The sequence below is a fragment of the Paenibacillus sp. 01T424 genome (genome assembly GCF_056398745.1).
The window spans coordinates 19,439-45,787 of record NZ_JBFTPZ010000038.1 but is presented as its reverse complement, the minus strand read 5'-3'; the positions used below and the strand labels follow the sequence as shown (position 1 = coordinate 45,787).

General features: G+C 43.2%; 21 protein-coding genes and 1 pseudogene. 12 read left to right on the top strand and 10 right to left on the bottom strand.

Going from position 1 to position 26,349, the window contains the following annotated elements:
* Window positions 1-157: 157 nt before the first annotated feature.
* The 4 genes from AC1DPK_RS24970 (at window position 158) to AC1DPK_RS24955 (ending at window position 4,348) form a co-directional block, all read left to right on the top strand.
* Entirely contained in the window at window positions 158-853 is a 696-nt protein-coding gene (locus AC1DPK_RS24970; protein WP_441880913.1) for a response regulator, read from the top strand.
* On the top strand, window positions 850-2,319 hold the full coding sequence (locus AC1DPK_RS24965; RefSeq protein ID WP_477511954.1) for a HAMP domain-containing sensor histidine kinase: 1,470 nt from the start codon (window positions 850-852) through the stop codon (window positions 2,317-2,319). Before AC1DPK_RS24970 ends, AC1DPK_RS24965 begins: the two co-directional genes overlap by 4 nt.
* Complete coding sequence (locus tag AC1DPK_RS24960; RefSeq protein WP_441880915.1) at window positions 2,316-3,419, top strand: hypothetical protein; 1,104 nt, start codon at window positions 2,316-2,318, stop codon at window positions 3,417-3,419. Before AC1DPK_RS24965 ends, AC1DPK_RS24960 begins: the two co-directional genes overlap by 4 nt.
* A 179-nt stretch (window positions 3,420-3,598) precedes the next feature.
* Complete coding sequence (locus AC1DPK_RS24955; protein WP_441880916.1) at window positions 3,599-4,348, top strand: N-acetylmuramoyl-L-alanine amidase family protein; 750 nt, start codon at window positions 3,599-3,601, stop codon at window positions 4,346-4,348.
* A gap of 58 nt (window positions 4,349-4,406) precedes the next feature.
* Here AC1DPK_RS24955 and AC1DPK_RS24950 read toward each other — a convergent pair whose 3' ends face one another.
* On the bottom strand, window positions 4,407-5,201 hold the full coding sequence (locus tag AC1DPK_RS24950; protein ID WP_441880917.1) for a helix-turn-helix domain-containing protein: 795 nt from the start codon (window positions 5,199-5,201) through the stop codon (window positions 4,407-4,409).
* 115 nt (window positions 5,202-5,316) lie between these two features.
* Here AC1DPK_RS24950 and bglX point away from each other — a divergent pair, with 115 nt between their 5' ends.
* Complete coding sequence (gene bglX, locus AC1DPK_RS24945; RefSeq protein WP_477511953.1) at window positions 5,317-7,491, top strand: beta-glucosidase BglX; 2,175 nt, start codon at window positions 5,317-5,319, stop codon at window positions 7,489-7,491.
* A gap of 788 nt (window positions 7,492-8,279) precedes the next feature.
* Window positions 8,280-10,082, top strand: a complete 1,803-nt coding sequence (locus AC1DPK_RS24940; protein ID WP_477511952.1) for a glycoside hydrolase family 3 protein — start codon at window positions 8,280-8,282, stop codon at window positions 10,080-10,082.
* A 63-nt stretch (window positions 10,083-10,145) separates the two neighbouring features.
* On the opposite strand, the gene AC1DPK_RS24935 is transcribed toward AC1DPK_RS24940, so the two are convergent.
* Entirely contained in the window at window positions 10,146-10,697 is a 552-nt protein-coding gene (locus AC1DPK_RS24935; protein WP_477511951.1) for a DUF2812 domain-containing protein, read from the bottom strand.
* Window positions 10,684-11,037 (bottom strand): PadR family transcriptional regulator, encoded by a 354-nt coding sequence (locus tag AC1DPK_RS24930; RefSeq protein ID WP_477511950.1) that lies wholly within the window; start codon window positions 11,035-11,037, stop codon window positions 10,684-10,686. Before AC1DPK_RS24930 ends, AC1DPK_RS24935 begins: the two co-directional genes overlap by 14 nt.
* A gap of 223 nt (window positions 11,038-11,260) precedes the next feature.
* Here AC1DPK_RS24930 and AC1DPK_RS24925 point away from each other — a divergent pair, with 223 nt between their 5' ends.
* Both AC1DPK_RS24925 and AC1DPK_RS24920 read left to right on the top strand, forming a co-directional pair.
* Window positions 11,261-11,716 (top strand): VOC family protein, encoded by a 456-nt coding sequence (locus AC1DPK_RS24925; protein ID WP_477511949.1) that lies wholly within the window; start codon window positions 11,261-11,263, stop codon window positions 11,714-11,716.
* Between the two features lie 52 nt (window positions 11,717-11,768).
* Window positions 11,769-12,359, top strand: coding sequence for a TetR/AcrR family transcriptional regulator (locus AC1DPK_RS24920; RefSeq protein ID WP_339203870.1), 591 nt, complete (start codon window positions 11,769-11,771; stop codon window positions 12,357-12,359).
* 65 nt (window positions 12,360-12,424) lie between these two features.
* On the opposite strand, the gene AC1DPK_RS24915 is transcribed toward AC1DPK_RS24920, so the two are convergent.
* The 6 genes and pseudogenes from AC1DPK_RS24915 to AC1DPK_RS24890 all read right to left on the bottom strand — a co-directional run bounded on the left by AC1DPK_RS24915 (window position 12,425) and on the right by AC1DPK_RS24890 (window position 20,073).
* On the bottom strand, window positions 12,425-13,069 hold the full coding sequence (locus AC1DPK_RS24915) for a discoidin domain-containing protein (protein WP_477511977.1): 645 nt from the start codon (window positions 13,067-13,069) through the stop codon (window positions 12,425-12,427).
* Between the two features lie 48 nt (window positions 13,070-13,117).
* A pseudogene (locus AC1DPK_RS24910) lies at window positions 13,118-14,281 on the bottom strand (family 8 glycosyl hydrolase); the annotation flags it as partial.
* Between the two features lie 502 nt (window positions 14,282-14,783).
* Window positions 14,784-16,817 carry a DUF5107 domain-containing protein gene (locus AC1DPK_RS24905; protein ID WP_477511948.1) on the bottom strand — a complete coding sequence of 678 codons (2,034 nt, stop codon included), beginning with the start codon at window positions 16,815-16,817 and terminating at the stop codon, window positions 14,784-14,786.
* A gap of 17 nt (window positions 16,818-16,834) precedes the next feature.
* A complete protein-coding gene (locus AC1DPK_RS24900) occupies window positions 16,835-17,650 on the bottom strand; it encodes a carbohydrate ABC transporter permease (RefSeq protein WP_076271505.1) in 816 nt (271 codons plus the stop codon).
* 15 nt (window positions 17,651-17,665) lie between these two features.
* A complete protein-coding gene (locus AC1DPK_RS24895) occupies window positions 17,666-18,580 on the bottom strand; it encodes a carbohydrate ABC transporter permease (protein WP_430054572.1) in 915 nt (304 codons plus the stop codon).
* Window positions 18,581-18,678: 98 nt separating this feature from the next.
* Complete coding sequence (locus AC1DPK_RS24890) at window positions 18,679-20,073, bottom strand: ABC transporter substrate-binding protein (RefSeq protein WP_477511947.1); 1,395 nt, start codon at window positions 20,071-20,073, stop codon at window positions 18,679-18,681.
* A 53-nt stretch (window positions 20,074-20,126) separates the two neighbouring features.
* On the opposite strand from AC1DPK_RS24890, the gene AC1DPK_RS24885 reads away from it, so the two are divergent.
* The 4 genes from AC1DPK_RS24885 (at window position 20,127) to AC1DPK_RS24870 (ending at window position 25,278) form a co-directional block, all read left to right on the top strand.
* Window positions 20,127-20,309, top strand: coding sequence for a hypothetical protein (locus AC1DPK_RS24885; protein ID WP_441880924.1), 183 nt, complete (start codon window positions 20,127-20,129; stop codon window positions 20,307-20,309).
* A gap of 26 nt (window positions 20,310-20,335) precedes the next feature.
* Window positions 20,336-22,117, top strand: a complete 1,782-nt coding sequence (locus AC1DPK_RS24880; protein WP_477511946.1) for a sensor histidine kinase — start codon at window positions 20,336-20,338, stop codon at window positions 22,115-22,117.
* A 121-nt stretch (window positions 22,118-22,238) separates the two neighbouring features.
* Complete coding sequence (locus tag AC1DPK_RS24875) at window positions 22,239-23,564, top strand: ABC transporter substrate-binding protein (RefSeq protein ID WP_477511945.1); 1,326 nt, start codon at window positions 22,239-22,241, stop codon at window positions 23,562-23,564.
* A 28-nt stretch (window positions 23,565-23,592) separates the two neighbouring features.
* Complete coding sequence (locus AC1DPK_RS24870; RefSeq protein ID WP_477511944.1) at window positions 23,593-25,278, top strand: response regulator transcription factor; 1,686 nt, start codon at window positions 23,593-23,595, stop codon at window positions 25,276-25,278.
* Between the two features lie 84 nt (window positions 25,279-25,362).
* Here the strand turns inward: AC1DPK_RS24870 and AC1DPK_RS24865 are convergent, their stop codons facing one another.
* A complete protein-coding gene (locus AC1DPK_RS24865; protein ID WP_477511976.1) occupies window positions 25,363-26,262 on the bottom strand; it encodes an SDR family oxidoreductase in 900 nt (299 codons plus the stop codon).
* Window positions 26,263-26,349: the final 87 nt, after the last annotated feature.

Below are 26,349 nucleotides of genomic sequence, written 5' to 3'. Positions count from 1 at the left end.
ACTTCAAATTTTAATAGTCGATATTTGCTTTTTTGCGCATGCTAAGTATATCCAACTGTTATGCATCCGACTTGTTTCAATACTGTAAACTTTTGTGGGCTTAGTTGTTTGTGAAAACGAGRCTGTGATACGATCAAGGGTGAATGGAGATGAACGAATGGAGCTTACCAAAATATTGATCATAGAAGATGAAGAAGCGATAGCTGATTTGCTTGCATATGGCTTGCAGAAAGAGGGATTTCAAACCAAGCTTGCGCATAACGGCAAGGATGGCTTAAGAGAAATCGAAGCGTTCAAGCCTGATCTGCTGCTGCTTGATTGGATGCTTCCCGATCAAAGCGGACTTGATATTTGCAAGCAAATTATGGGGAAATACATGCTTCCGATCATCATGATTACGGCTAGGTCTGATATTTCCGACAAAGTTATCGGAATGGAGCTTGGCGCCGACGACTATATTACGAAACCATTTGATATGCGTGAAGTAATCGTCCGCATTCGTACATTACTGCGCAGAATCAATCCTATAACGGCAGTGAACGAAGAAGCAGCGCCAGCAATCATCAAGTTCAAAACGATAGAAATTAATGTACCCGAAAGAATGGTCAAAAAAGACAATGAGCTCATTGAGCTGACACCAAAAGAATTTGACCTATTGATGACTTTGACGAGCTCTAGAGGACGCGTATTTACTCGTTCAAATTTGCTTGATTTAGTATGGGGCTATAATTATTTTGGTGATACTCGAACCGTGGATATTCATATTCAGCGTTTGCGCAAAAAGCTTGATGCCAATGACATCATTACTACGGTATTTCGTGTCGGGTACAAATTCGAGAAGAATGTGGAATGAATATGGTACAGTCTATCAAGGTTAAGTTTTTAATCGGATTGTTAGTTATTTTTGTCACCTCGCTATTGCTGCTGCATCATTTTGTCATGCAAATTATTGAATCCAGCAACGAAACTATCATTACACAGGATTTGAATACGATGAAGAAAAACAGCAATGTTTATGTAAAACAGACGTTTATGATCAATCATTATAGTCATGATGAAATTTATTTCGAGCAGATGTCTAAAGAGTTGGTTGTTGATTTGAAAAATATTACGTCTAGCCAAGTGGCTGTTTATTCATTAAAGGGCAAGCAGCTTGCTGCATCGGACAGTGCTCCCTTCATGAGTCCACTTGGAGACGATTTCAAGCATGCTCTCAAGGGAGAAACCGCTTATACCATCTCCCATCAAGAAAAAATATCTACGATCTATTTTTCATATCCGGTTGTCATTGACGGTGAAAAAATAGGTATTTTACGATTTTCCAAAGACGTATCGATGCTTTATGAGAACAGCAGGCAAATATTAGATGTCATTTTGTATGTCACGATCGCTATCTTTGCTATGGGCTTGCTGCTTTGTTATGCATTGTTCTGGAACATTACACTGCCCATCGTCAAGATGACCAAAGTTTCAACGGAAGTGATAAACGGCAATCTTAATGTCCATATCTCTTTAAACCGAAAGGACGAGCTGGGCAAGCTTGCTCATAACTTCAATCAAATGATTGAGAAAATTAGACTTCAAATTGGCAAAATAGAAAAGGACCGTGACCGCCTTAAAGAGTTAAACCAGCATCGCAAGCAATTTTACGACAATGTTACCCATGAGCTGAAAACACCTCTAACTTCTATCATGGGCTACGCGCAGATGATCAAAGACAATGGGCAAAATGATGAGGTTTTTTTCGAGAAAGGTATTGTGCATATAGYGGATGAAAGTGCTCGTCTTCACGAAATGGTTTTGCAGCTATTGGAGTTGTCTAAGGAAACAGATTCTAAAGCATCCTATGAAATGGTTGATGCAGGGTTTATTTTGCTAAGCGTTTGTGAAGGTATGGCGTTCAAAGCCCAAAAGTATAACAAAAATATTGTTTGCGAATTAGAAGATCATCTCATCATTGAGGGCAGTCCAACTAAATTAAGACAGCTGTTTATCAACTTGATTGATAATGCGATTAAATACAGCGATGCTTCCTCTGAAATTATAGTGAAGGCAGGTCTGATCTCCGAGGTCATACAATTCACTTTTATAAATCAGGGAGATGTCATTGCACCAAAACATTTAGCCCGTATTTATGAACCCTTTTATAGAGAAAATGGTCGTCTTGTGAAAGAAGTCGGGAGCCGCGGATTGGGGCTTAGCATTTGCAAAGCCATTGTTGAAGAACATCAAGGAACCATTCAAATCCAAAGCGAGGATAGAGAAACAAGCGTAATTGTTCACATCCCGCAATTTGATAACAAGCAGGTGACCTCGTGATTAGAAAATCAGTATTTGCTCTGCTTATCCTCGTTATTTTGTCGGGCTGCGCATCTACGAAATTTAATTCAAGAACCGTCGTTATACCAGATACAGAAGCGGCACCAGAATTGGCCCATTCGAACGGTGATTTTGAAGTAAGCAAAATCTATCGCATGTTTGAGGAAGAGGAGAGTGAAATCCAAATTCTCGGATGGTCAGACAATGAGCAGATTCTAGGCATGCTCAAAAATATAGATTTTACTCAAACCTTGCAGCGCTTTGATTATAAGAATCAGACGATGAAAGAGGTTATGAATTTCAATCAATATTCAGAAGCAAGCATGGTGTCCCCAGATGGGCTTAAAATCGCAGTTTACGGTTGGGATAATAACAAAAACAGAACCCTGAAGATCTACAGCCAGATTGATGGCAAGGCGATTACTGTCGAGGATATGCAGGACTCTTTGTCGGCTACGATGATCTGGTCTAACAACAGCCGGTATCTCTCTTTTTTCATATGGGATGATCAGAAAGTAGAAAAGCTTGCCGTTTACGACGTTACGACTAAAAAGATGAAGAAATATGATGTTCCGTATGAAAGTGAGAAAAGCTGGTCGAGATATGCGAAAATTTCTGATAATGGAGAAACGGTATTGATCATCAGACAAATGTATGATGGACAATCGATCTTGTTCGGTAAAATAGACGGCACTGGAATTTCCAGTTTGTATAATCATCTATTGAATCGTGATGGGACGGTAGACTTTCTCAATAATGATCAAATTTTGTTTGTCAGCGAGAACAATTTGCTGTTTGCATATGATCGCCGCAATAAAGCTACCACGATTTTAGGTGAGCAAGTGGGTAATTTCCGTTTAACAAGGGATCGCAAATATATTGCATACTCGAAAGATTCGCTGAATATCTATATTGCCAAATTGCAAGGAAACAATCTTTTGAATGAACAGGAGGTGTTCAAAGGAATAAATCCGGGTCAAATGGAGTGGAGTCCATCGGGCAACAAGCTCTATTTGAGCGGCTGGAAGTCATTTGACGCTCAAGTAAAAAGCCAATTGTCCGTACAATTATCGATGAATTACATCATTGAGTTTAAATAAAACATGTTTCCAAACAGCTATCACTGCTTCCATCGGTGATGGCTGTTTTTTTGTGTTTCATAAGCCGACGCATTTCAACATTTTTAGATACAACTTGTTTACAAATTGGAGAAGTGCTCGAAATGAGGATTATGTATAAATAAAGAAGCTGCTAAACATCTATTACTTAGGAGGACAACATGTACTCGTATACGAAAAAACGAAAATCGCGAATAGTCAGGCTAATTGTGCTTTTATTCACTCTAGTTTTAATTAGTGTAACTTTAATAGGCTTTGCCGCAAACAAAGAAGAAAAGTCGCAAGCTCTGTCAGCCAATCCGCCAATTGTTCCAACGAAGCAGCAATCCTTGGATGGAAAACCAGATAGGATATACAAAGTTGTCATTGATGCAGGGCATGGCGGCAAAGATCCTGGGGCGGAAGGAGCTAGCGGAAAAAGGGAAAAACATTTTACACTATCGTTATCTCAGAAAGTGTACGAACTGTTAAAGCAAGAGAACATGTTTGAGCCGCATCTAACCCGGAATGATGATACGTTTATTGATCTGGACGTACGTCCTGATATAGCAAATCAAATGGAAGCAGATGTTCTTCTATCCATTCATGCGAACACCTATAAGGACGAGAATGTTGGTGGAATTGAAACGTTTTATCGTTTTGATGAAAATATTGAATTAGCTCAGACTATGCATAATCAAGTTGTAAAGGCAATGGGCTTTCGGGATCGCGGAATACGGAATGAAGAGTTAAAGGTTCTTTCACTAAGCAAGGTGCCGGCGATTTTGCTCGAAGTAGGTTATTTGACAAACCCCGTTGAAGAAGCCGTTTTACTTGGAGAAGATGGACAAGATCGTGCTGCGAAAGCTATTGTTGAAGGTTTGAAGCAATATTTTAAAAACAATTCAGAAGATGCAATCATACAATCCTAATTCGAATGTAATCCGTTTAAAGGAAATGAAACAATAAGCCACGTCCTCTGGACGTGGCTTATTGTTTTTCTGTCATTTGTTTTCGGTATGCGCCAGGTGAGATGCCGTAATACCGCTGGAACACGCGATGGAAGTAAGTATAGCTGCCGAATCCGGTTTCTTCGGCAATACGTTCGAGCGTAAGCGGACTTTTGCCCATTAGTTCCAGCGCCATCGCCAGACGCACCTTCTGGGCATATTGCATAATGGACATGCCGAATTCAGCTTTGAACAGCTGAACCGAGCGGGATACGCTAAGTCCCGTATGTTTCGCAGCATCGGATAAAGTGAACGGAATCGCTGCATGCTCCTCGATATAAAGCTTTATTTTATAAGCGAGCAGCTTGGGACCGGAGTTGTATGAGGTTGCTTCATCTATGGCTCTATCGAGCAAATAGCAAAGTGATTGCATCAGCGTACACAATAGTTCAGGATTACCGCCGTCATGCCGTCTGCTTTCTAGTATTAATTGCTGCCATAAAGCTGCTATTCTCCCGTTCTCACCTATTTTTGTTTTTTGGGGTCTTCGCTGAAGCTTCCACCATTCATCAAGCCAAGAACCGCTGCAGATCACATAATAGTCTCCGCTTGGCCCAAGCTCGCCAATTCTCAGATCATAAACTTCACCAGGGGCAAACAGAAGAAGGTCGCCAGGCTCGATGATATCGACCTGCCCTGCAATCAATGCTTGGCATAAGCCTTCAGTCTGCAATCGAATGATATAGGTTTCGAGGCCGGATTTAAAGGTATGTCTAAAAGGCGTATTATGGTACATAAAGGCACAATAATCGAGCTTTATTCCAGTTTCCTTCATTACTGTTTCTCCTCTTCCATAAGCAGATCGTTGATGTTTATCATTAGTTTGTTTCTACAAATGCCTGTCTATTTCCTTCATAATGGACAGTATATACATGAAGGAGTTGTTATCGATGGCAGGAAACAAGAAGTTGTTCTCGTCGGAAATAAAGGAGAAAGTATTGTCCTTGATTTCCCAAATGACATTAGAAGAAAAAATTGGCCAAATGTCGCAATTTGACTGGGGCTTTCATGCGATAAATCCGGATGCCGGCGGTGAGATCAATCTAATTATGAAGGATCTCATCGATAAAGGAATGTTAGGCTCTTTGTTTAATTTATCGGGCGTTGAACAAGCGAATACACTGCAAAAACAAACCATTGAAAAGTCACGCCTTGGCATACCGATGATCGTTGGGAGAGACGTTATTCACGGCTATCGTTCAGTATTCCCTATTCCACTCGCTCAATCGGCAAGCTGGAACCCAGATCTGATTAGAAGAACAGCAGCAGCAGCGTCTAAGGAAGCAGCTTCCGACGGTATTTCGTGGGTGTTTGCGCCGATGATCGATATTACGAGAGATCCTAGATGGGGAAGAATTGCCGAAACGATGGGAGAAGACCCTTATGTAGGCGAGATTATGGCAAAAGCGTGGGTTGAGGGCGCCGAGCTCGATGATGCTTCAAGCGAAAGCCTCTCTGTAGCGAGCTGTCCTAAACATTTTGCCGGATATGGATTTGCGGAAGCGGGCAGGGATTATAATACGGTAGACGTCTCGGACCGCGTGCTGCGTGAAGTTATTTTGCCGCCGTTTCGTAAAGCGGTTGAAGCTGGAGCGCTTAGCATTATGGCATCCTTTAATGAATTGAATGGCATTCCTGCATGTGCCAACCGTTATTTGCTTACGACAATTTTGCGTGAGGAATGGGGCTTTGAAGGCGTCATCGTTAGTGATTACAATGCTCTAGGCGAATTAATCACTCATGGTGTTGCCCGAGACGCGGAGGAAGCGTGTGAAATTGCGATTAAAGCGGGTACGGATATGGATATGCATTCAGGCATATTCTACAAATACTTGCCGAAGCTCGTTCAAGAGGGACGGGTTGCCGAGAGTCTGATCGACGCCGCTGTAGGCAGAATTTTAGCTGTAAAGATGAAACTAGGATTGTTCGAGAATGCATACGTAAATCCAGAACGAAGCCAAAGTGTTATTTTGTCAGAGGAGCATGTGTCATTGGCGCGCGAGGCAGCAAGAGAGTCTATCGTTCTGCTTAAAAATGATAATCGTATACTGCCTCTTTCTAAGCAGCTGAAAACGCTGGCTGTTATTGGACCGATGGCAACGAACACGAAAGACCCGCTTGGTTGCTGGGCGGCCGACGGCAATGTGGATGATGTCGTTTCACTGCTTGATGGCATTAAGGCGAAAGTATCGCCAGACACACAGCTGCTATATGCGGAAGGCTGCGGCATTGAAAGTGAAGACGAGAGCGGCTTTGAACAGGCGCTGGCAGCAGTTGCTGGGGCGGATGCTGCTATTATTGCAGTAGGCGAAAGTCTGACGATGAGCGGTGAAGGAAACTCCAGATCAGAACTGGACTTGCCGGGTAAGCAGCGTGAGCTCGTTGAAGCAGCAATACAGCTGGGCAAGCCGGTTATCGTTGTATTGTTCAATGGCCGTCCGCTGACAACCGTTTGGCTGGATGACACGGCAACAGCAATTGTAGAAGCATGGCACTTAGGTATTCAAAGCGGCAATGCAATAGCTGATGTCTTGTTTGGTGACTATAACCCAAGCGGCAAGCTGACAGCAACATTCCCGCGGAGTGTAGGACAAATCCCGCTTTATTATTACAGGAAGAACACAGGACGTCCTCCAGGAGGCGTGTATTCTTCAAGATATATCGATGCTCCAGTGCAAGCATTATATCCGTTCGGGTACGGTCTGAGCTATACCGACTTTGAATATGACAATCTAGTCGTGAGCTCAGCTCGCATAAGCAGCTCGGATTCCGTATCTGTTACTGTAAATGTTACGAATACAGGCAGCGTTACGGGTGAAGAAGTGGTGCAGCTGTACATTCGTGATGCAGCGGCAAGCGTAACACAGCCTCTCAAAAAACTAAAAGGTTTTGCCAAGGTGAGCTTAAGTGCCGGTGAGATGAAGACGGTGACATTCTCGGTAACCCCTTCGGAGCTTGCCATCATAGGAGCAGATGACCGTTTGTCGGTTGAGCCTGGCATTTTCCAGCTGATGGTTGGTCCTCATTCCGAGAAGGGCTTGATCGGTGCAATCACAGTAGAATAAATGTGAACAGGGGATGCTGTTCCAGCAGTAGTAGTGAATTCGCCAGAGTGAGCGCTCGCTTTGAGCAGAGATATTATAGAACATGAAAAAAATAGCGGTGAAGGGCTGTCCCTTTACCGTTATTTTTTTATTTGGTGAATGATTGTTTGCTTAAACCGATTATGGGCAAGCGAGAGCAAGCTAAGCACTAGTTTTACCTTTGGCAAGCTGCGATGCAAAAATCGATTTGCTCTAGTCAGCCCCAAGTCGACTCTCTAAGGAACTGTATCATGCTTATTATGCAGAAAACGATTGTTCTCAGATTTTAACGAACCTTATTGGCGCTATTACAAGTTTTACAGGGTCTTATGAGCTGTTTTTCTCGAAATAACGTTTCTGGAGTTCGTTACAATTTTATTCCACTACGAATGCTTTAAATAAGCACTTCTGGGTTCGTTAGTTGTAGTCTGACAACGTTTTTCAAAGCAGTTGGAGGTTTATAGATTTGATTGAAGTCATGCTTCACCAGCTGTCATTTATGGAGGTTTTGTATAGTCATCACGCGATAATACCACCAGCAATTCTAGTAAAATAAGCACACTCCAAGTCAACAAATGGCTAGGAGTGTTGTTTTTTGAGCAGATTTAAAAGCGTGGATAACTATAATAAATAATGGTTTTCCAATATTGTTCTCCTAAAAATGGTCGTGCTACACTAGGCAAGAAATGTGAATGAAGGGGGATTTATTCGGAACATATGGGAAGCATTAACTCATATCATCCGAAATGAATAAGCAAAGGAAGGTAACGATGAAGAAGCGATCAGTTATGTTATTTGCATTTGTAATGGTTATCGCCATAGCTCTAATATTCGTAATAACACCGATTGACTTCCAAAAAAAGAGTAATGAACCCGAAACGGTTCAAAAACCATCACCTTCGGAATCTACAGACAAAGAGATATCCAATGCGAGCAAAGCTAAACAGCTTGTAAGTCAAATGACGGACAAGGAAAAGATAGGCCAGCTTGTAATGTATACACCTACGGGTCAAGCAGATTCGTTCTCAAATAAAATGATCAAGGAATACGGTGTAGGGAGTGCCCTCTTGAATCGACGAATGAATTCTGCTGCCGATACTGCCCGGTTTACTAATGCGCTCCAGCAACTGGCATCTGAATCTAGATTAGGTATCCCTCTATTTATTTCTGGCGATTTGGAATATGGCGCAGCTCAAAGAGTACCTGATGAGGCAACGGTATTGCCAAGACAGATGGCAATTGGAGCTACACAAAATGTGGATTATGCGGAACAAGCTGCGCGCTTGACGGCTGTTGAATCCGAAGCAATGGGTTTTCACTGGAGTTTCTCGCCGGTCGTTGATGTCAATTCGAACCTGATGAACCCAGTGATTGGTGTTCGGTCTTTTGGAGAAGACACGAAGCTTGTAAGCGATATGGCTGTTGCAGAGGTGAGGGGTTATCAAAGCGAAGGAATGATATCCAGCGCCAAGCATTTTCCAGGGCATGGGGATACAGGTTTTGATACTCATATGTCGTTATCCAAAGTGTCTTACAGCGAAGAAGTGCTGCGGACCGTGCATCTCCCTCCATTTCAAGCAGTAATCGACCAAGGAATCGAATCTATTATGACTTCACATATTATTATTGAAGCAATTGATGCTGAACTTCCTGCGACACTCTCAAAGAAAGTTCTTACAGGATTGTTGAGAAATGAAATGGGTTTTAAAGGGATCATTGTCACAGATGCTATGGTGATGCAAGCGATATCCGACAATTGGGGAGCGGGTGAAGCGGTGGTTATGGCCATCAATGCGGGAGCAGATATCGTCATGGCAAATGGCTCTGAAGCTGATCAATTCGATACGTTGGAGTCCCTTTATGAAGCATTGCAGGCTGGCAAGCTCGAGAGAAGCCGAGTGGATGAATCGGTGGAACGGATACTAACCTATAAATTCAAGCTAGAGATGTTTGAGCATCGTTTGGTAGACATTAATCATGTGAGCCAAGTAGTGGGGAAAAAAGAACACCGTGAGTTATCTGAGCGAATGGCACTGGATTCCATAACGCTCATCAAAAATGACAATGTCCTTCCATTTGATGCGGAAGCAAATCAGACAACGCTTGTCGTAAGTATGGCTTATGCGGATCAGATTGCAGAAGCAGTTAGGCAAATAAGCAAAGGCAAAGTCATTTCTTATCAGGCAGCAGAAGCTGCGGGAGCAGTGTTAGATGCTACAAAGTCAGCGGTTAAGAAGGCGGTCGAGAAGGCTGAAAATGCAGATCGAATTATTGTGTTTACAAAGTCGGATCAGCAAATACCACAAGGGCAAGTGGATCTGGTGAACGGATTACTTGCAACTGGAAAGCCGGTAGCAGCTGTCTCCCTTGGAAACCCAAGCGATATTTTGGGATATCAGAACGTGAAGGCATATATTTCAACCTATGCGCTTGATAATTGGTACTGGATAACACCGATTCCGATATCGTGGGAGGCTGCTGTGAAGGTCATATTTGGTTCCAAGCCACAAGGGAAGCTGCCTGTGACCTTAAATAACGAATACTCAAGAAACTTTGGCTTGAGCTATCGCTAGCCTGACATAAGAAATGACCTTCTTAATTTCCGAAAGGTCATTTCTCCGTATAGCAATTCCATTCTAGCTTTTAAGCTTGTTTACTCGGAGGGAATAGGCCACAAACATCATAATTGACGGGACTAGTAAAATAGAGAAAAATACCAAACCTACTGCAGCGGCATTTTGAATAATGAAATTCTGCCATACTTCAGCAGATAAATAAAGCAGTCCGATAATGCCAATCGTTAAAACCAACAAGATAAATGAAGCCATTTTGTACAAATTAAGTGTTCTTGAATATTTCTCAAACGTCGATGTTCGATCTGTGTATATGGGTTCTGTTCCTGGTTCCGCCGAAAAAACATGAAGATCGCCTGATGAGCATACATGGTTCCAACCGCCAGCTTCGAATATTTCTCTATAATTGTTTAGTTCGTTCTCTTGTAATTGACGTATATCGAGGCAATAAATAAGTTTATGGCTGGGTCCATTGCGCAGTGTATAACCTAAAAAGGAGAATTTTTCTAAAAACCATCCTTGCTCGGATAGTTTGCTTAGCTTGTTCATCTCTTTGTGTTCTGCAAAAGCAAGCCCTGCTGATGCCATATAACGAGTCTTTTTATCCATTTCCATCATTAAATTCCTCCTTCGCAGATTGCAGTGCAACATTACCGTGCTGCGCCATTCTTAGTCTTCTCTCGATTTCACTAGCGATAATAGATCTTCCTTTTTCGGTGACGTGGTAGGTTTTCCGGCGCTCGTCTTCGTCTTCATTAAGCACAATAAAGTCGGTTTCTTGCAATTTCTTGATCAAGGTATAGAGAGTAGCTGGCCCAATCTTAATCTCACCGCTCGTCAGTTCTTCGATATACTTCATGATTGCGTACCCATGTTTTGGCGATAGTAGAGCAAGCAATATGTAGTAGGCAGAATCAGTTAACTGATCCATTTGCAGCGAGTTATTTCTAGACAATAGATCACCCCCACTTCAAAGATGTATCTTTAATGGATATATCCATTGTTGATATATCTGTTATGGATATAATAAGTGCTTGATGATTAATTGTCAAATTTTATATTATTGGGTTAAGTCACTTAAACATGCAGAGTAAATCATATGCTATTTACATACATACAGTATGTATGTTAAAATCCAACTATATTCAATCCTATAAATACTAAAGGAGAGCTTCCATTTGAAAATGAACAGTTTTTAWCCTGTTGTGATGTCACAGGATGTAGCGAAAAGTGCTGATTTTTATCAACGTTACTTTGGTTTTGAAGTTGTGTACGAGTCTGACTGGTATGTGAGCTTGCGGAAGATGGGTGAAGGGCAATGCTTTTATGAATTAGCGCTGCTATCAGCAAGTCATTCCACGGTTCCCGCGAGCTATCGTAAGAGAGCTGAAGGATTGATTCTTAACATGGAAGTTGATAATGTAGATAGTGAGTACAAGCGCTTGGTCCTTGACGCGAAGCTGTCTTTGGAGCAGGATATTCGCGATGAGGATTTTGGGCAACGACATTTTATTCTCTCTGATCCCGGCGGCGTATTAATAGATGTCATTGCAATTATTCCGCCCTCGGAACAAGAAAGCATGAACTATGTGCAATCTGTGTGGCAGCAAGAGGGAGCAGCAGCTGATAATTAAATGTGCTTGCTTGAAGCTCCTTCTGAGCTTTTAAGAAAATAGGAGCAACAGGATGAGGAAAACGAAAAAAGATACGGAAGAGACGATTCATAAGCTAGAGGAAGTGGCGAGGCATCATTTTACCACTTTCGGATTTGCGGACAGTTCACTTGAGGAAATAGCCAAAGATGCTGAGGTCACTCGGGGGGCTGTGTATCACCATTTTGGCAGTAAAAAAGGTTTATTCCGAGCGGTGCTTTCACTTGTTCAATCTGAAGTAGCGCAGCGGCTGGAGGAAGAGGCTTCCCTTAGCGACGATCTGTGGGAGCAATTATGTCTGGGATGCCGCGCATTTGTGACTGTCGCAATCGAGCCGCAAAACAGGCGGATCATGCTAATCGATGGTCCTGCCGTGCTTGGCTGGGAGGAATGGCGGCTTCTGGATGAGCAGCAGTCGATGAAATTATTGCTAGAACAGCTGGAAATGATGCAGCAGCAGGGCTACCTTAAGGGTGTTCGTCTGGATGCTGCCACTCATTTGTTGTCGGGAGCTATGAATGAAGCGGCGCTTTGGCTCGCACAAATATCGGATACTGCTGAGGCTGCTGAAGCGATGGAGGATTGTTTGCAGACGCTGCGTAAGCTTCTAGACGGCCTTCGTTAAATGAGAGACAAACAAAACAAAGCCTGACCGACAGTTATCGGTCAGGCTTTGTGTGTGTTTACCTATTAAGAGCCGTATACCTCGAAATCAAAAAGTGAGTATCCGTAAGCTGTGCCTCGCGCCGTGCAAAGCACTCTTACATATCTTCCGCTTTTGGATGTAAACGTAATATCATCGATGGCTCCATTGCCTGTTGTCGTTGTAAAAGCGTCTGTCCAAGTTGTACTATTTGTGGAAACTTGGATTTTATAGCCTTTACCGTAAGCGGCTTCCCAGTTTAATTTCACACGGTTGACGTTTTGAATGGAACCAAGGTCTACGTAAATCCACTCGTTGTTGCTTCCTTCAACACTCGCCCATCTTGTCGTCGAATTGCCATCCGTCGCTTTGGAAGCTTCAAATCCTGTTCCCTCAATTGAGCTTGCTACAGCGGTCCTGCCTAAAGCAAGGTTCGTTGTTGTTGAATTCGGACTCGTTGTTGCGCTGGCTGTATTGCTGCTCGCAGAAAGATTGCCCGCAGCATCAATGGCCTTCACTGTATAACTATATGACGTGGAAGCGTTTAGGCCAGTGTCAGTATAGGTCGTGCCAGAAGGAGAGCCTACTAATGTGCCGCCGCGAAATACTTGATAACCTGATACGCCAACATTGTCGGTAGAAGCTGACCAGTTCAAATTAATTTGGCTGCTTGATGCAGCGGATGCAGTCAAATTCGCTGGTGCAGTAGGTGCTTGGGTGTCCGTAGTTCCCCCAGCAGTTGGTATCCACCAGTTTCCTGAAATGAATAACATATTAAGCAAATTGAAGGAATCGCTGAAATAGGATTCTTTTTTGTTTTTCATCCAATCCCATCCAGCATTTACCCATGCTTGGTGCGTGCTGCTCGTGGTTGCTGCTGAAATAAACGGCGATACAAAAACAGCAGTTGCGTAGGAACCGCTAACTCCGCCATTTAGTTTATATCCATCTTTAATGTTATTCGGATTGCCGCTTGTGGCGCCTTTGATCCATACGGCCATTTTGTTAGCAATATCTCGGCCTCTCGTGTCGCCGTAGAAAGCATAGTCCATTACGATTCTTAATGGAACCCGGCTTGCATTGTAATTGTATTCGTTAGTTTCTGGAAATTCATCTAAGTAGTTTTGTGGAGCTGGCTTTGGAGGATTGTCGACAACAAAATCTGAAATCAGCCCTGTGCTAGCTGAATAGGCGCTTGAGAACTGACTATAAACCGTGTACAAGTTGTTAATGACATTCAACCAGGTTTGATCTCCTGTCACCTCATAAAAAGCTCTTAAATGCGAGAGCATCCAGTCGGAGGGACGGGTATTTAATGCACTCTTAGCATCCCAATCGCCAAGGTTCAGGCGGTTATTCGTCGTGACATTGCTCGCCTTGATACCGTTCGTAATCATTTTTTTGGCTTCTGCCAAATAATTAATCGTGCCAGCTGATCCCCATTGCCGGTCAGCAAGTATTAAGGAATAAGCGATGTCTAAATCACCGTCGGTAGCGGAGCCAAAATGTCCTTGTGCACCAGCAGCGTCTGCAACTACCCAGCCCATAAGATTTGAGTTGCCCGAACTTTTAAAAGCTCTAGCGGTTTTGAATAGGCCGTCATAAATGGTTTTGGCATTTGAATCGAAACCTGCCATCAAAGCGGTGATGACCATGCCATAGCCTTGCCCCTCTGAAGTACCAAGCGGGTCGTAACCTTCAGCGCTTCCTGTAATATCCCCTTTGACATAATAGCCGCCTGGCAATGAGGAGAGGTTATTTTTTAGATAGGTTGATTTCCAGTAAGTATAATAACTCGAAACTGCTGTATTCATAGCTGCCTGAGTGACATGGTTAGGTTTTATAATGCCAGGATAGCTCAGCTGCTGCGGAAATGGTCTAAGCTCTCCTGCAGCATGCACCTTCGTTTGAAGTGGAGCGGGTGCACCCAATAAAGTTAGAAGCATCGCTGAGCAGAGAAAGACATGACCCATCCATTTCATCATACTTTTGTTTGCTTTTAAAGTGCGCAATTAAAACTCCTCCTAAAATTATAGTTGTATAACCGTCGACAGATTCGCAGCCTCCTTTGCATGTAATCAAGCTTAAACAAAATTAAAGCGCTTTAATTTAAACACAAAAAATAAAAACGTTTAAGCGCTTTAACTTTAGGCCTATAAAAAAAGTAATTCAGATGAGACTAAAGGTGCAGGACACACTATAGAATCAACCAAGTTACTTCTAGCCATCCATTCTTGATAGTTGTTTTTCGTTCATGCCTCTATGTTAATCAATGTAACACACAAAATTTGTATATGTCTACAGCCAATTTCAATTTTTATATTATGCCTAAAACGGAACAGAATAGGGCGAGGCAGCATGCTCAAAGCACAGAAAAACGGCACGTTACTACGCACCGTCATCTTTTTATTCACCTATGATTCTGAAGTCAATGTTGGTTGGCGGCGGAAATTTATTTTTCGCCTCTTCAAGATGTATTTCGGAATAGGATTCATCCCTTGATTGTGCAAGCTTCTTGGCATTGTATTTATACCATAGCTCTATGATTAATATTTCACCTTCACGTATGACCGCAAATTCCTTAAGGAACAATTGCTTAACGAACGCATCCTGTTCAAGCTCAAGTGCGGCAACGCCTACTATAATTTGAATGCGGTCACTGCTCGAATAGGCTTCAGGCAATGCATTGTACATTTGCCACGCCTTTTCGTACTGTTTGTCAGCAATGAGCAAATTTAAATATTCTTCAGCCAAAGCTCGATCAGGGAACGAGTTGGAAACGAGATAGGCTTTCTTCCAGTAGGCAATCGCCAGATCAATTCGCGAGGCATATTTCATCGCTTCTGCTAGGTTTCGATACACCCATACGGATGGTTGAATGTCTATCGATTTCTCCCATGCATCGATAGCTTCCTGCTCCATTCCTCGCTCATAAAGCATGATGCCCAAATGCATATAAGCGTTCCATGATTGATTCTCTTGGTGCGCAAGGCTCTCTTCAAGCAGGGCAAGCCACTCATCCTGAACCATCCATGCTTTCGGCACTTCTTGCACGTCGTGGACTGGAAGCGTTCCTGTTTCAAGAAGGGAGAGCCAATCGCTATGCTCGGCTTCTGGTTCTGTGCTTAGCTTAGTAAAATAAAAGCCTTCAGGAATCGTTCGATTTTCCTTCAGTTCTCGGCGCAGCTGCTCTAGCGCACCCCATGGTGAACCCGTATAAAGGACTTGCTCAGGTGCTTGTTGTGCGAGAACTCGCATGGACTCATGCAGCTTCTCCATTTCTTCGGCATCGATATGAAGATCGACACAATCTCGAATGTATTGATTCGCCTGATTCCAATCCTGTTGATGGGCTTTGTCGATTTTAATATCGGTCATGCCAATCACTTGCGTGAAATCCCACTCCGATTGAGCAGGCATATCAAGTCCATGCAGCTGCGTAGGCGCTAAGCCGCTTTGAATTTCAATGTAATTTCCTTCACCGGGGTTAGCAAGATAATCGCACCATCGTCTTCCACCAGCATGGTTTCCCCAGCAAAACATTTTGCGATAACGGAGAAGAGAGGTGGAGCGTTCATAAAACAATCGTCCATCCTCATAAGCGACAGCCTCCCAAGGCGCATTACAGCTTGCCGGCGTTTGAAAGAAATATTCATTCGAGAAAGGAAAGCTCAGCGGATAGGTGACGTCTTTGCCCGGAACAGTCGGCAGATACGGCAGCTTGCCAAGTCCAAATCCTTTCACTTTATGGTCAATATAAATGACTTCATCTGTTGACGAAAAAAGACGGGCTTGCGGTGTTTCCTCTACAGCGATGTTCGTCCACCAGTACATCGGAACCGACTTGTCATTGTCATTAACGATCCGCACATAAAGAATGAGCTTGTTTGAACCAGCGGGCAGATGAAAGTCAATTTGCCAAAACAGGTTTTTACAACGCTCGTAATCATACAGCCTTAGAAAATCGTTTCCGTTCTCATCTTGCAGAATGGCTGCATGAACGGGGGAGCATGTGGTAAACGTATGTCCGAGCTGACCGATATTCCACTCGATTCCTCCAGAGAACCAAGCGTTCAATATGGCTAGGTTGGCAGGCTGCAGCACCGGATTCGTATAGAGAAGGCTGCGATTCGTTTTTTTCTCCGTAAGAGAATACAATCTTCCACCATAAGCAGGTAAAAAAACAGCCTGCAAATGCTCATTTTCGAGCACGATAGTTTCTAGCAATAGATTTTTCCGATCTCTTGTATAACGATCCTGCATTCGATAGGGTAAATAACGTTCCCCTGCTTCATATCCTAGCTTCGATCGCAGCTCGCTTGGAAGAGTGCCGTTATCGCTGACTTCTCTATGTGTTTGGCGATTTCGGAACATCGGCAGCGGATTTTGACCGCCAATGCTTGAGCCTTCGATCCGTAAGGTTGACTGATATACACGCATGGTGAATGAACTCCTTTCTATCCTTTTACTGATCCAACCGTAATGCCTGCAACAATTCGCTTGGAAATAAACAAATACAAAATGAAAGTTGGCAAAAATACGATGATGGATGCTGCAAAGATACCGGAATAGTTTCCTGTGTTGGTAAAGCCGAGTACGATGGATTGCAATGCAAGCGCGAGCGTATGATATTTCGGATCACCAGCAAATATAAGCGCATACAAATACTCATTCCATATCGACATAAAGTTGAAAATAGAAACTGTAATGAGGCCAGGCTGGGCAACGGGCAATATAATTTTGATAAACGTTTGGATAGGGCCGCAGCCGTCAACAGCTGCTGATTCTTCCAACTCCTTCGGAATGGAAGCGAAAAATCCGGTGAGAAGGAATACGCTAAACGGAATATTAGTGAAAATATAGATTAATACGAGCGTAATAATGGAACCCGTAAGCTTCAGCTCAACGAACAATGAAAAAAGCGGGATGGATATGAGCAGGCCAGGGATGGAGATTGCGGATAAAAACATCAGATTGACTATTTTTTTGCCGCGAAATTTCACTCTGCCCAAAACATAAGCGGCAGGAGCAGCGAATACGAGAACACCGACGCAAGCTGAAACGGTATAAATAACACTGTTCAGAAAGTACCGTCCCATCTTCTGGGTTTTGAATAAATCGATATAATTGGAGAAATGAATGCCGCTCTCAAATAGTGAATTTGTAAAAATGCCTCTTGTTGTGCTCAATGAAGCTAGAATGGCGAAGCCGAACAATACAATCGTGAACAGCAGCCACAAATAGAGCGGGACGTACCGAATTTTATTAACCATGCTAACACCTCATCTTTAATATTCAAGACGTTCTTTACGGAAGAACTGATTGATGATGGCGGATAGGATTAGAATTGATATCGTAATACTAACGCCTACTGCCGCGCCTGCTCCTACATTAAAGGCATCCTGCGTATAAACTGAAGTGCCGTCGCCAAACACTTTGAGATACATAAAGTAGCCCGGCGTCATCGTAGCGACGCTTTCACTCGCACCGCCAAAGGTAGCGGACCAGACAAAGAAATTCACGGCTGTTACCGTCCATAAAACGAGCGTCATACGGAATATGTCCTGAAGCAGCGGCAGCGTGATTCGGAAAAACTTGTGCAATGGATTAGCCCCTTCGAGCAGGGCAGCTTCGTAATAGTCGCGTGGAATACGGTCCATTCCGGCATTAAGGATAAGCATAAAGTAGCCAATGGAACCAAAGCAGTACGCCAGCAGCATGGAGAGGAACAAATAACTGTCGCTCGTCCACTGAATATCGGCAAGCATATCGAGTCCAAGGAAACGGAACAGCTTCGTTAAGAAGCCATAGCTTGAATTAAATATATAATGAATCCAAATAACGGATAACACGACTGCAGATACGGTATTCGGCAAATAAACGAGCGAGCGCCAGAACGTTTTGCCGCGGACGCCGGATGATAAAATAGCAGCAAATAGGAAGGCGGAGCAAATCGTGATGATGCCGCCAAACAGCCATATTTTCAATACATTCCATGCAGAGTCCATAAAATAGCTGTTGCGGAACAGGTCAGTGTAATTTTCGAATCCGATAAATGACCACTCTGACATTTTGCTTGATATGGACGGCAAGGAATAGAAACTCATCAGCAAAGCTCTAAGCGTTGGATATAGAAAGACTGCAAGATAGATGAGTACCGCCGGCAAAAGGAAAAGGGCAATCATCGGTTTTTTAATTTGCATGTAAATTTCCCTCCCGGATATGATTCATAATCCGTTATAACGTCATTGTGCAGCAATCCGAAGGATCGCTGCACAATGATCGAAGTATTTAATTATCGTTATTTTGTGCCATAAAACTTTTTGGCTTCTGAACTCATTTTGTTGACGTAAGCGTCTGCTGTTAATTTACCAGCGGCAAGCTCCATAAATACGGGTACGATTACACCTTTGGAGAAGTCAGCGGAGTTGTTGATTCCGTAGCCCCAAGGCGCATTGACCTTAGCGTTGTTAATTGCTGTTTCTGCTTCAGCGAGTGCTGCAGGCCATTCTGTATCGATAGAAACGGGAATAGCTTGAGCTTGCTTCACCATTTCAGCTTGTGTTTTTTGGCTTACCAGATATTTAACCAATTCGATAGCAGCTTCTTTATTGCTGCTGTTTTTGTTCAGCATAAGAGCTTGTGCGCCAAATGTCAGCTCATTCTGACCTTTTCCGTTGCCGTTAGGCACAGTTGGGAATTGGAAGGAGCCCCATTTGAAATCAGGACCTGCTGTGGCAGAAACTTCATTCGGAAGCCAAGTGCCGTTCAGATAAGCTGCGGATTGACCGAATACGAGATCCTGCTGTGCAGCTGGGTATTTACTGCCTGCAAGCTTAGAAGAGAAGTAACCTTTCTCTTTCATCATGACCATATCTTTGGCGAATTGAAGGATGATTGGATCCTTCCACATCTCGCCTGTTTTGTCATTCACGAGTGCGTCGACCCATTCATTGCCCATTGCGCTGCTGAGGTATCCGCCGATAAACAAATCACGGTATGCATCATCGAATGTAATTGGAGCAACGCCAGATTTTTTAATCAGCTCACAATATTCCATAAACTGCTCCCATGAGCTAGGCGGAGTCGTAATTCCTGCTTTCTCAAACACTTCTTTGTTGTAGAAAAATAGTACAGCGAACGGCTGTTGTGGAATCGCATAGTGGCCTTCTTCAAGTCCTGCTGTTACTGACAAAGATTTTGTCCAATCCATTAAGCTTGGCATAAGTGAATCTTGCAATGATTTTCCTTCCATGCCTACAGATGGTGTAGCCAAATATTCATCCAGCTTCAGCAAATGGTCCTTAACTATCGCCATCGTAACGGAAGGATCATCCTCGAATATATCGATTTGTTCGCCGCCGTCGAGTGCTGGTTTAATCAGCTTTCTAATATCCCGTCCTGTAAACTTCAGATCGACGGTAACTTTTGGATTAGCAGCTTTAAATTCATCGACTGCCACTTTAATCACTTTTGCTTGCGGTTCGGTGTCGCTCCACATGGACCAGAAGACCACTTTGCCATCAAGGCCGGCAGCATCGGGACTTGGCTCGGCAGCAGAAGTGGGCTCGGTTGTTGCAGCAGGAGCGGGAGACTCGGTAACCTCCGGGTTGTTGCTCTTCGAGTTTGAGCACCCGACGGCTAAAAAGATCATCATTACTGTTAATAAAATCGAAAATATTTTGTTTCTTTGCATTGTTGACTCCTCCTTTTTTTGGTAAGTATACCGCTGGGTATGCAACCGGGTACATGACCATTTTTGAACTGAATCCGTCATATTTTGTACTCAATTTATATTTGGTTATTGCTGATAAGGAAGCGGTTGCAGCAAACAGCGAGCGGGTGCATTACTTTATTAATAGAAAGGAAATAGGTTTTGCCAAAATGAATATTGACAGCGATGAGCTTGAGGTGGTTATATACGAGGAGTAARCCTAACATCTAATCAAGGAGCCAATATGCAAAAAAACTTGCGCATGTCTACCATATTAAAACTATTTTTTATTTCGGTTGTTATCGTACCTGTCTTTTTAATATGCTCAGTCATATTGAACATTTACGAACGGGATATTCTCGAACAAAACACTGGGCGCTCACTGCAAATATCGAAAGCGCTTTCATATTCAGTAAGTCAAGAAATCAATCGCATGTCTGGTCTGTTTGCTTCGATTGGCGTAGATCAGGATGTCATTTTCACCATATTTGATATTAATCGTTTGAGCGGCATCGAAAAGCAGAAGGCTRCCAATAAGCTGAAAATAATGATCGAGAAGTACACCGCATCGGTCTCTGGCCGTGTGCTCTCTGTTAACTTTTTTTTTGATAACGGAAAATCATATTCTTATTTAAAAAACATGATGTTGGATGACTCTGCTGTACGCGAGCAAGATTGGTACCGTGACACGATTAGCAAGCCTGACGTCATACGGTTTCAAGGCATGCTTCCCAACGCTCTTTATGGGAATTACAATCCGTACATGATGGCCGCTGCGCTCTCTCCAAGCACGACTAATCGGATGTCCAAAATGGAATTGATCCTCTTTACATTTGAAAGCGGAACTTTCGATCATATTTTGCAGTCACGCGATAATTCGGAATCAGTTCTGCATATTGTAAGCGGCAAAGGTCAAATCATCGCTTCGAATACAGTTATTGATAGAGGAAGCCACGTTGTGAACAATTGGTCGAAAGAAATAAGCCGCGGTGTAGAAGGGTCCTTCGTGGATGACTCAGAGGACAATAAGAAATTAATAACATATGCAAAAGTAGACAATACGGATTGGTACATTGTTCAAATTATTCCATTCGCAGATTTGCTCGCCAATTACCGAAATGTAAATTCGTTTGTGTGGTTTCTCGCTATTTTGATCATTTTAGCGTTTGTGCTCGTTTCCTTCTATTTTGTTTCCAATGTGACAAAGCCGATCCGTGTGCTGCTCCACCAAATGGTTCGTGTAACGGGTGGAGATTTAAATGCGAAATTTACAGGCTCAGGCAGCTTGGAGATGGTAAGGCTGGGCCATTCCTTTAATCTAATGACCGAACAGGTTCGCCAGTTAATAAGCCAGCGTGAGAAGCAGGAGGTCGAAAAGCGTAAAGCTGAATTTGCCGCGCTGCAGTCGCAAATTAATCCGCATTTTCTAATCAACACGTTAAACGCAATTAAGTTTATGGCTTTAATAAGCAAAGCGGACAATATCCGCAACATGACTCACTCGTTGACACAGCTTTTAGCTTCCTCTTTTAACCGCGGCGGGCTTCTAACTACGATAGCGGACGAAGTCGACCATTTGAAGCATTATTTGTACATTATGGAGATTCGTTTCGGCAGGCCCATCCAAATGGAATGGAACATCGATCCTGAGGTTTCAGGACATTATTTGTTAAAGCTATTGCTGCAGCCTATATTGGAAAATAGCATCATTCATGGTCTAAAGGATATTGATTACCCTGGAATCATCACAATCACAATCGCAAAGGAGGATAAAAATTTACTCATTACGATCGCAGACAATGGGATGGGAATGACGTCAGACGTCATTGATCAGCTTGAAGACAGAACGGCCTCCTATACGTTTAGCGGAATGGGTAATCGAAATGTACATCGACGGATACAACTGCACTACGGCTTGCAATATGGATTACGGTACGAGTCTAATCTGCCGCAGGGAACAAAGGTTAGCATTCGATTGCCTTTGATTAATGAACCGGATGAGGAAATGGCTGATTTTTCAGCATAAATGATCATGTTTGAACTAAAAATGTCATCTTTTCTAACCATAAACGCTGTATAATAAATGCCATATACTTGAAAGCGCAATCATTCGTTTGCGGGTTCAGGTTTTGCTGGGAGAAGTGGAAATGAAATTTAACAAAAATATTGTCACAGTCTTAGTCGTTACTTTGATATCGGTAGGCTTGCTTGCAGGATGGATCGGTATGTTTAAGGCTGATACCAATGATACGATTTATTCTTTGGTTGTTAATACACCGCAGAAACAAACCTCCAATCAAAATCAGCCGGTAAAAATGAAATTTGGAATATGGGAATCGAAGACGGATATCGAATTTTGGACGGAGAAGGTGAAGGAATATTCGGCTCTCAAACCAAATGTAACAGTGGAAGTAGAGACGATTCCAGATAATAGCGGCCAATATTTAAAGGTGCGTCTGACGGCAAATGATTTGCCTGACCTATTTTATTTGAAACCGGGTCATTTGCCTATTTATAAAAATTCATTGTTGTCTCTTAATCAATTGCAAGCAACGAGCAGAAATAAATACCCAGCTGAAATAGAGGGGGAAACACTTGGCTTGCCGCTCATATCCTTCTCTGAGTATGTGTATTATAGACCAAGTATTTTTGAAGAGGTGGGCGTTAGTGTTCCGCAAACCTTAGGACAATTTATGGATGTGCTGAATCAAATTAATTTGCACGGCAAATATATTCCGATTGCTATCGGGGGCAAAGATGATTGGACCTTCTATCCATTTATTGAATTTGGACCGCCAATCCTTTCGAAGGACGAGAACTATTTGGCCAATATATCAAACGAATTGAAGCCATTCGGAGAAGGCTCAGCCTTTGGCAAAGCAGCCGATATGCTCAAGACGATCGCTGAAAATAAATTAGCTGGTCCCAACGCGCTCGAAATTGGCTTTGATCAGGCGAAACAATTGTTTCAGTCCGGAGAAGCGGCAATGATCGCACTCGGTCAATGGTATTACTCGGATCATGTGGCAAAAGTGAGCAATGATGAGGATATAGGTGCTTTTGCACTGCCGTGGAGGGAAACGACCAAAGAACCGCTGCTTTCTGTAACGATGCCGGACCAGTATATGGCGATTAACAAAAACTCCAAAAACAAAGAAGAAGCGATACAATTTCTAGAATGGGTATTCAGCCCCGAGGTTTATCAGGCTTTTATAAATAACTCACAAAGCTCATCGACGTTAACGGATGTTCAGTCCATACTTCCCTTTTTTAATGAGGAGAATAGAGAGCATCCATTTGTACCTTTTATGTATTCCGCGTTAGATGAGAAATTTGTACAAGTGAAAAACGCAGCGCAGTATGACGAGAAAAAGCTGGCGCAAGAAATTTTTGCAGGCGAGTCGGTAGCAGGCATTCAGAACAAGATGAATGAAAACTGGAGCAAAGCGGTGCAATATGTTCAGCATAATTAAAGCCTATCGATGTATGAGGGGGAGTAAGATGCCGAAATACCAAGCCTTTATCGTGGATGACGAGCCTTTAGCCAGATTAGCGCTTCGGGAATATATCGCTTTAACTTCAACAAATATTGAAATTGCAGGAGAGGCTGGCGACGGAGAAGAAGCATTGCATCTTCTAAAAGATCGTCAGGATATCGACATCATCTTCGCAGATATAAAGATGCCGCGCATGAATGGTGTGGAGCTGCTTGCAGCACTTAGAGATGTGTCGTTCGAACGCCCGCCGCTTATTATTATGCTTAGTGCATATGGCGACTATGGCTATGTAAGAGACTCATTTGTACTTGGGGCGTTTGATTATATGCTAAAGGCGAAATTGGATGAACAATATATTGCGCCTGTGCTGAATAAGACAGTGGAGGAATTGAATAGGCGTGAGCAGAGCAAGGCTGCGGAACCTGAATTGTCTGCCCTAGATGAAGACGAAATCGTTTGTTCCATGCTCCATCAGCTGTCGGTGTCAGATGGATTGAGCTCATCTGAATATGAACTCGATGAACAGTTGAAATTAGGATTGAATATCGTTCGGAAACAGTTGGGCGAGAAAAATCAGAAGGTAGCCTTCATTAGATTATCTCAAGTGGTTCACTTCGAGCATACGAAGCAAATCATTATGCAAACCATTAGAACCGTAACGAACACGGATAGAAATGAAGGAATATGCCGCGTTTGTCGTCATGATGAACGGAACTATATCCTATATTTCACCTTCCCTGAGCAATGCAGTGCGATGGCTATTCGAAGTTTGACCCAAGCCGTCTTAACGGATGTGAAAATAAGGCTGCGGCAGTTTTTGAATCTCCATTTATCGATCGGCATCAGTGACTCTGCCAATGGAGTGATGCAGTGGAATCGTTTGTTCCGTCAAGCTGAACGGCTTTCCCTTCTTAGTTACTATCAAGGATATGATCACTTGATTTATCCAGAAGCCGAACGATCAATGGGTTCAGAGAAGGACAATTGGAAAGAAGCATGGGCGCCATTTAAGCTCGAGCTGCTGCAAGCGCTAAAAGATACCGACCCTATGCGATGGAAACAGTCCATTCAGCACGGATTCAAGCTGCTGCTTGAATACTTTCCATCCTCGCCTGAGCCTATCAAAAAAGCACTCAGCGATTTGATCTGGGAAACGGGTACGCTGATGCATGAGCGAGGAATGTCGTGGGATAAGCTGCATGAAAGATTTCCTCAACCGGTTGAGCATGTCCGGAGTATAGAGACATGGGAGGAAACCATGGAATGGCTGCAATTATTTCTTGATGCCTTGCATGATAAGCTGCATCCTAAGCTCGACAAAACAGCTGCTTGGCTGAGCCCTGTTGTAGCGAAAGCTAAAGCTATATTAGATAATCATTTTAATGAAGATTTGCATTTGTCTACGATTTGCGCCATGGTCGGAGTCAGTGACAGTTATCTTAGCAAACAATTTGCGAAAGAAATCGGTATTAATTTTATCAACTATTTGACCAATTTAAGAATTGAAAAAGCGAAAGAAGGACTAGAGAACGGGTTGAAAATTTACGATGTAGCAGAAAGTGTAGGGTATGTTAATCCTGAGCATTTCAGCCGAATTTTTAAGAAGGTGACGGGACTTAGTCCAGTAACCTATCGCAAGAAATGTGAGAAACGTCCCATGACGGCTTCCTATTATTTAAAGCATTCATAAATGCTAAGGGGTTGCTTCTCAAGTAGGTTAATCTACTTGAGGAGCAACCCCTTATTTTGTGAAAAGGTAAGAAGGCAGCGAAGACTAAGTTTCTGTCATGATTCCGCCATTGACATGCAATACCTGACCTGTAACGAATGATGAATCGTCTGAAGCTAAATAAATGTAGGTTGGAGCGAGCTCGAATGGCTGCCCTGCGCGTTTCATTGGCGTATTGGCGCCAAATGTTTGCACATATTCAGCTGGATAGCTGGAGACGGTCAGAGGTGTCCATATCGGACCCGGTGCAACAGCATTAACACGTATCCCGCAATTAACGAGCTGCAGCGATAACGAACGGGTAAAAGATACGACTGCCCCTTTTGTTGAAGAATAATCGACCAGAAGCGGGGCACCTGCATAAGCAGTTACGGAGGCTGTGCTGATGATGGTGCTGCCTGGTTGAAGATATGGAAGCGCGGCTTTCGTCAAATAGAAATGAGGAAAAATATTGGTCCGATAAGTATCTTCCAGCTGCTCATTCGATATGTCCAAAATACTCGTCTGAGGAAACTGGACTCCTTGGTTAAGCACCAAGCAATTGATTTTTCCATAATGCTCGAGTGTTATTCTGATGATTTCTGTGGAGAGCTCTGGCCTGCGGAGATCACCTTCAATTAGCAGGCAGCGACCACCGTATTGCGCTACCATTTGCTGAGTTGCAAGCGCGTCTTGACGTTCGTACAAATAAACGATAACGACATCAGCACCCTCTTTGGCGAAGCCAATGGCAACAGCTCGGCCAATTCCGCTGTCTCCTCCAGTAATGATAGCTACTTTGCCGGACAGCTTTCCACTTCCTTTATATGCGGGATTGTCGGAAATCGGTAATGGGTTCATTTTGTACTCAAGGCCAGGCTGCCTGTCTTGATGCTGGGGCGGAAAGGTTAGGGGCTCCTGTTTGCACTTTGTTTCGTAGCCATAATAGGGATAAAACGGAATCATCATGGTATCCTCCATTTGAGTTCATTGCAATAGGGTATTCACCCAGCAACTAAAACGCAACTCTTAGTTAGTTTGCATATTGGAGGG

Excerpts from the sequence above, each read along its gene's own strand:
- AC1DPK_RS24955 (WP_441880916.1), top strand. The coding sequence starts at position 3,599 with ATGTACTCGTATACGAAAAAACGAAAATCGCGAATAGTCAGGCTAATT.
- AC1DPK_RS24970 (WP_441880913.1), top strand. The coding sequence starts at position 158 with ATGGAGCTTACCAAAATATTGATCATAGAAGATGAAGAAGCGATAGCT.
- AC1DPK_RS24870 (WP_477511944.1), top strand. The coding sequence starts at position 23,593 with ATGCCGAAATACCAAGCCTTTATCGTGGATGACGAGCCTTTAGCCAGA.
- AC1DPK_RS24950 (WP_441880917.1), bottom strand. The coding sequence starts at position 5,201 with ATGAAGGAAACTGGAATAAAGCTCGATTATTGTGCCTTTATGTACCAT.
- AC1DPK_RS24940 (WP_477511952.1), top strand. The coding sequence starts at position 8,280 with ATGAAGAAGCGATCAGTTATGTTATTTGCATTTGTAATGGTTATCGCC.
- AC1DPK_RS24895 (WP_430054572.1), bottom strand. The coding sequence starts at position 18,580 with ATGCAAATTAAAAAACCGATGATTGCCCTTTTCCTTTTGCCGGCGGTA.
- AC1DPK_RS24905 (WP_477511948.1), bottom strand. The coding sequence starts at position 16,817 with ATGCGTGTATATCAGTCAACCTTACGGATCGAAGGCTCAAGCATTGGC.
- AC1DPK_RS24920 (WP_339203870.1), top strand. The coding sequence starts at position 11,769 with ATGAGGAAAACGAAAAAAGATACGGAAGAGACGATTCATAAGCTAGAG.
- AC1DPK_RS24900 (WP_076271505.1), bottom strand. The coding sequence starts at position 17,650 with ATGGTTAATAAAATTCGGTACGTCCCGCTCTATTTGTGGCTGCTGTTC.
- AC1DPK_RS24875 (WP_477511945.1), top strand. The coding sequence starts at position 22,239 with ATGAAATTTAACAAAAATATTGTCACAGTCTTAGTCGTTACTTTGATA.
- AC1DPK_RS24865 (WP_477511976.1), bottom strand. The coding sequence starts at position 26,262 with ATGATTCCGTTTTATCCCTATTATGGCTACGAAACAAAGTGCAAACAG.
- AC1DPK_RS24885 (WP_441880924.1), top strand. The coding sequence starts at position 20,127 with ATGACCATTTTTGAACTGAATCCGTCATATTTTGTACTCAATTTATAT.
- AC1DPK_RS24935 (WP_477511951.1), bottom strand. The coding sequence starts at position 10,697 with ATGGAAATGGATAAAAAGACTCGTTATATGGCATCAGCAGGGCTTGCT.
- bglX (WP_477511953.1), top strand. The coding sequence starts at position 5,317 with ATGGCAGGAAACAAGAAGTTGTTCTCGTCGGAAATAAAGGAGAAAGTA.
- AC1DPK_RS24890 (WP_477511947.1), bottom strand. The coding sequence starts at position 20,073 with ATGCAAAGAAACAAAATATTTTCGATTTTATTAACAGTAATGATGATC.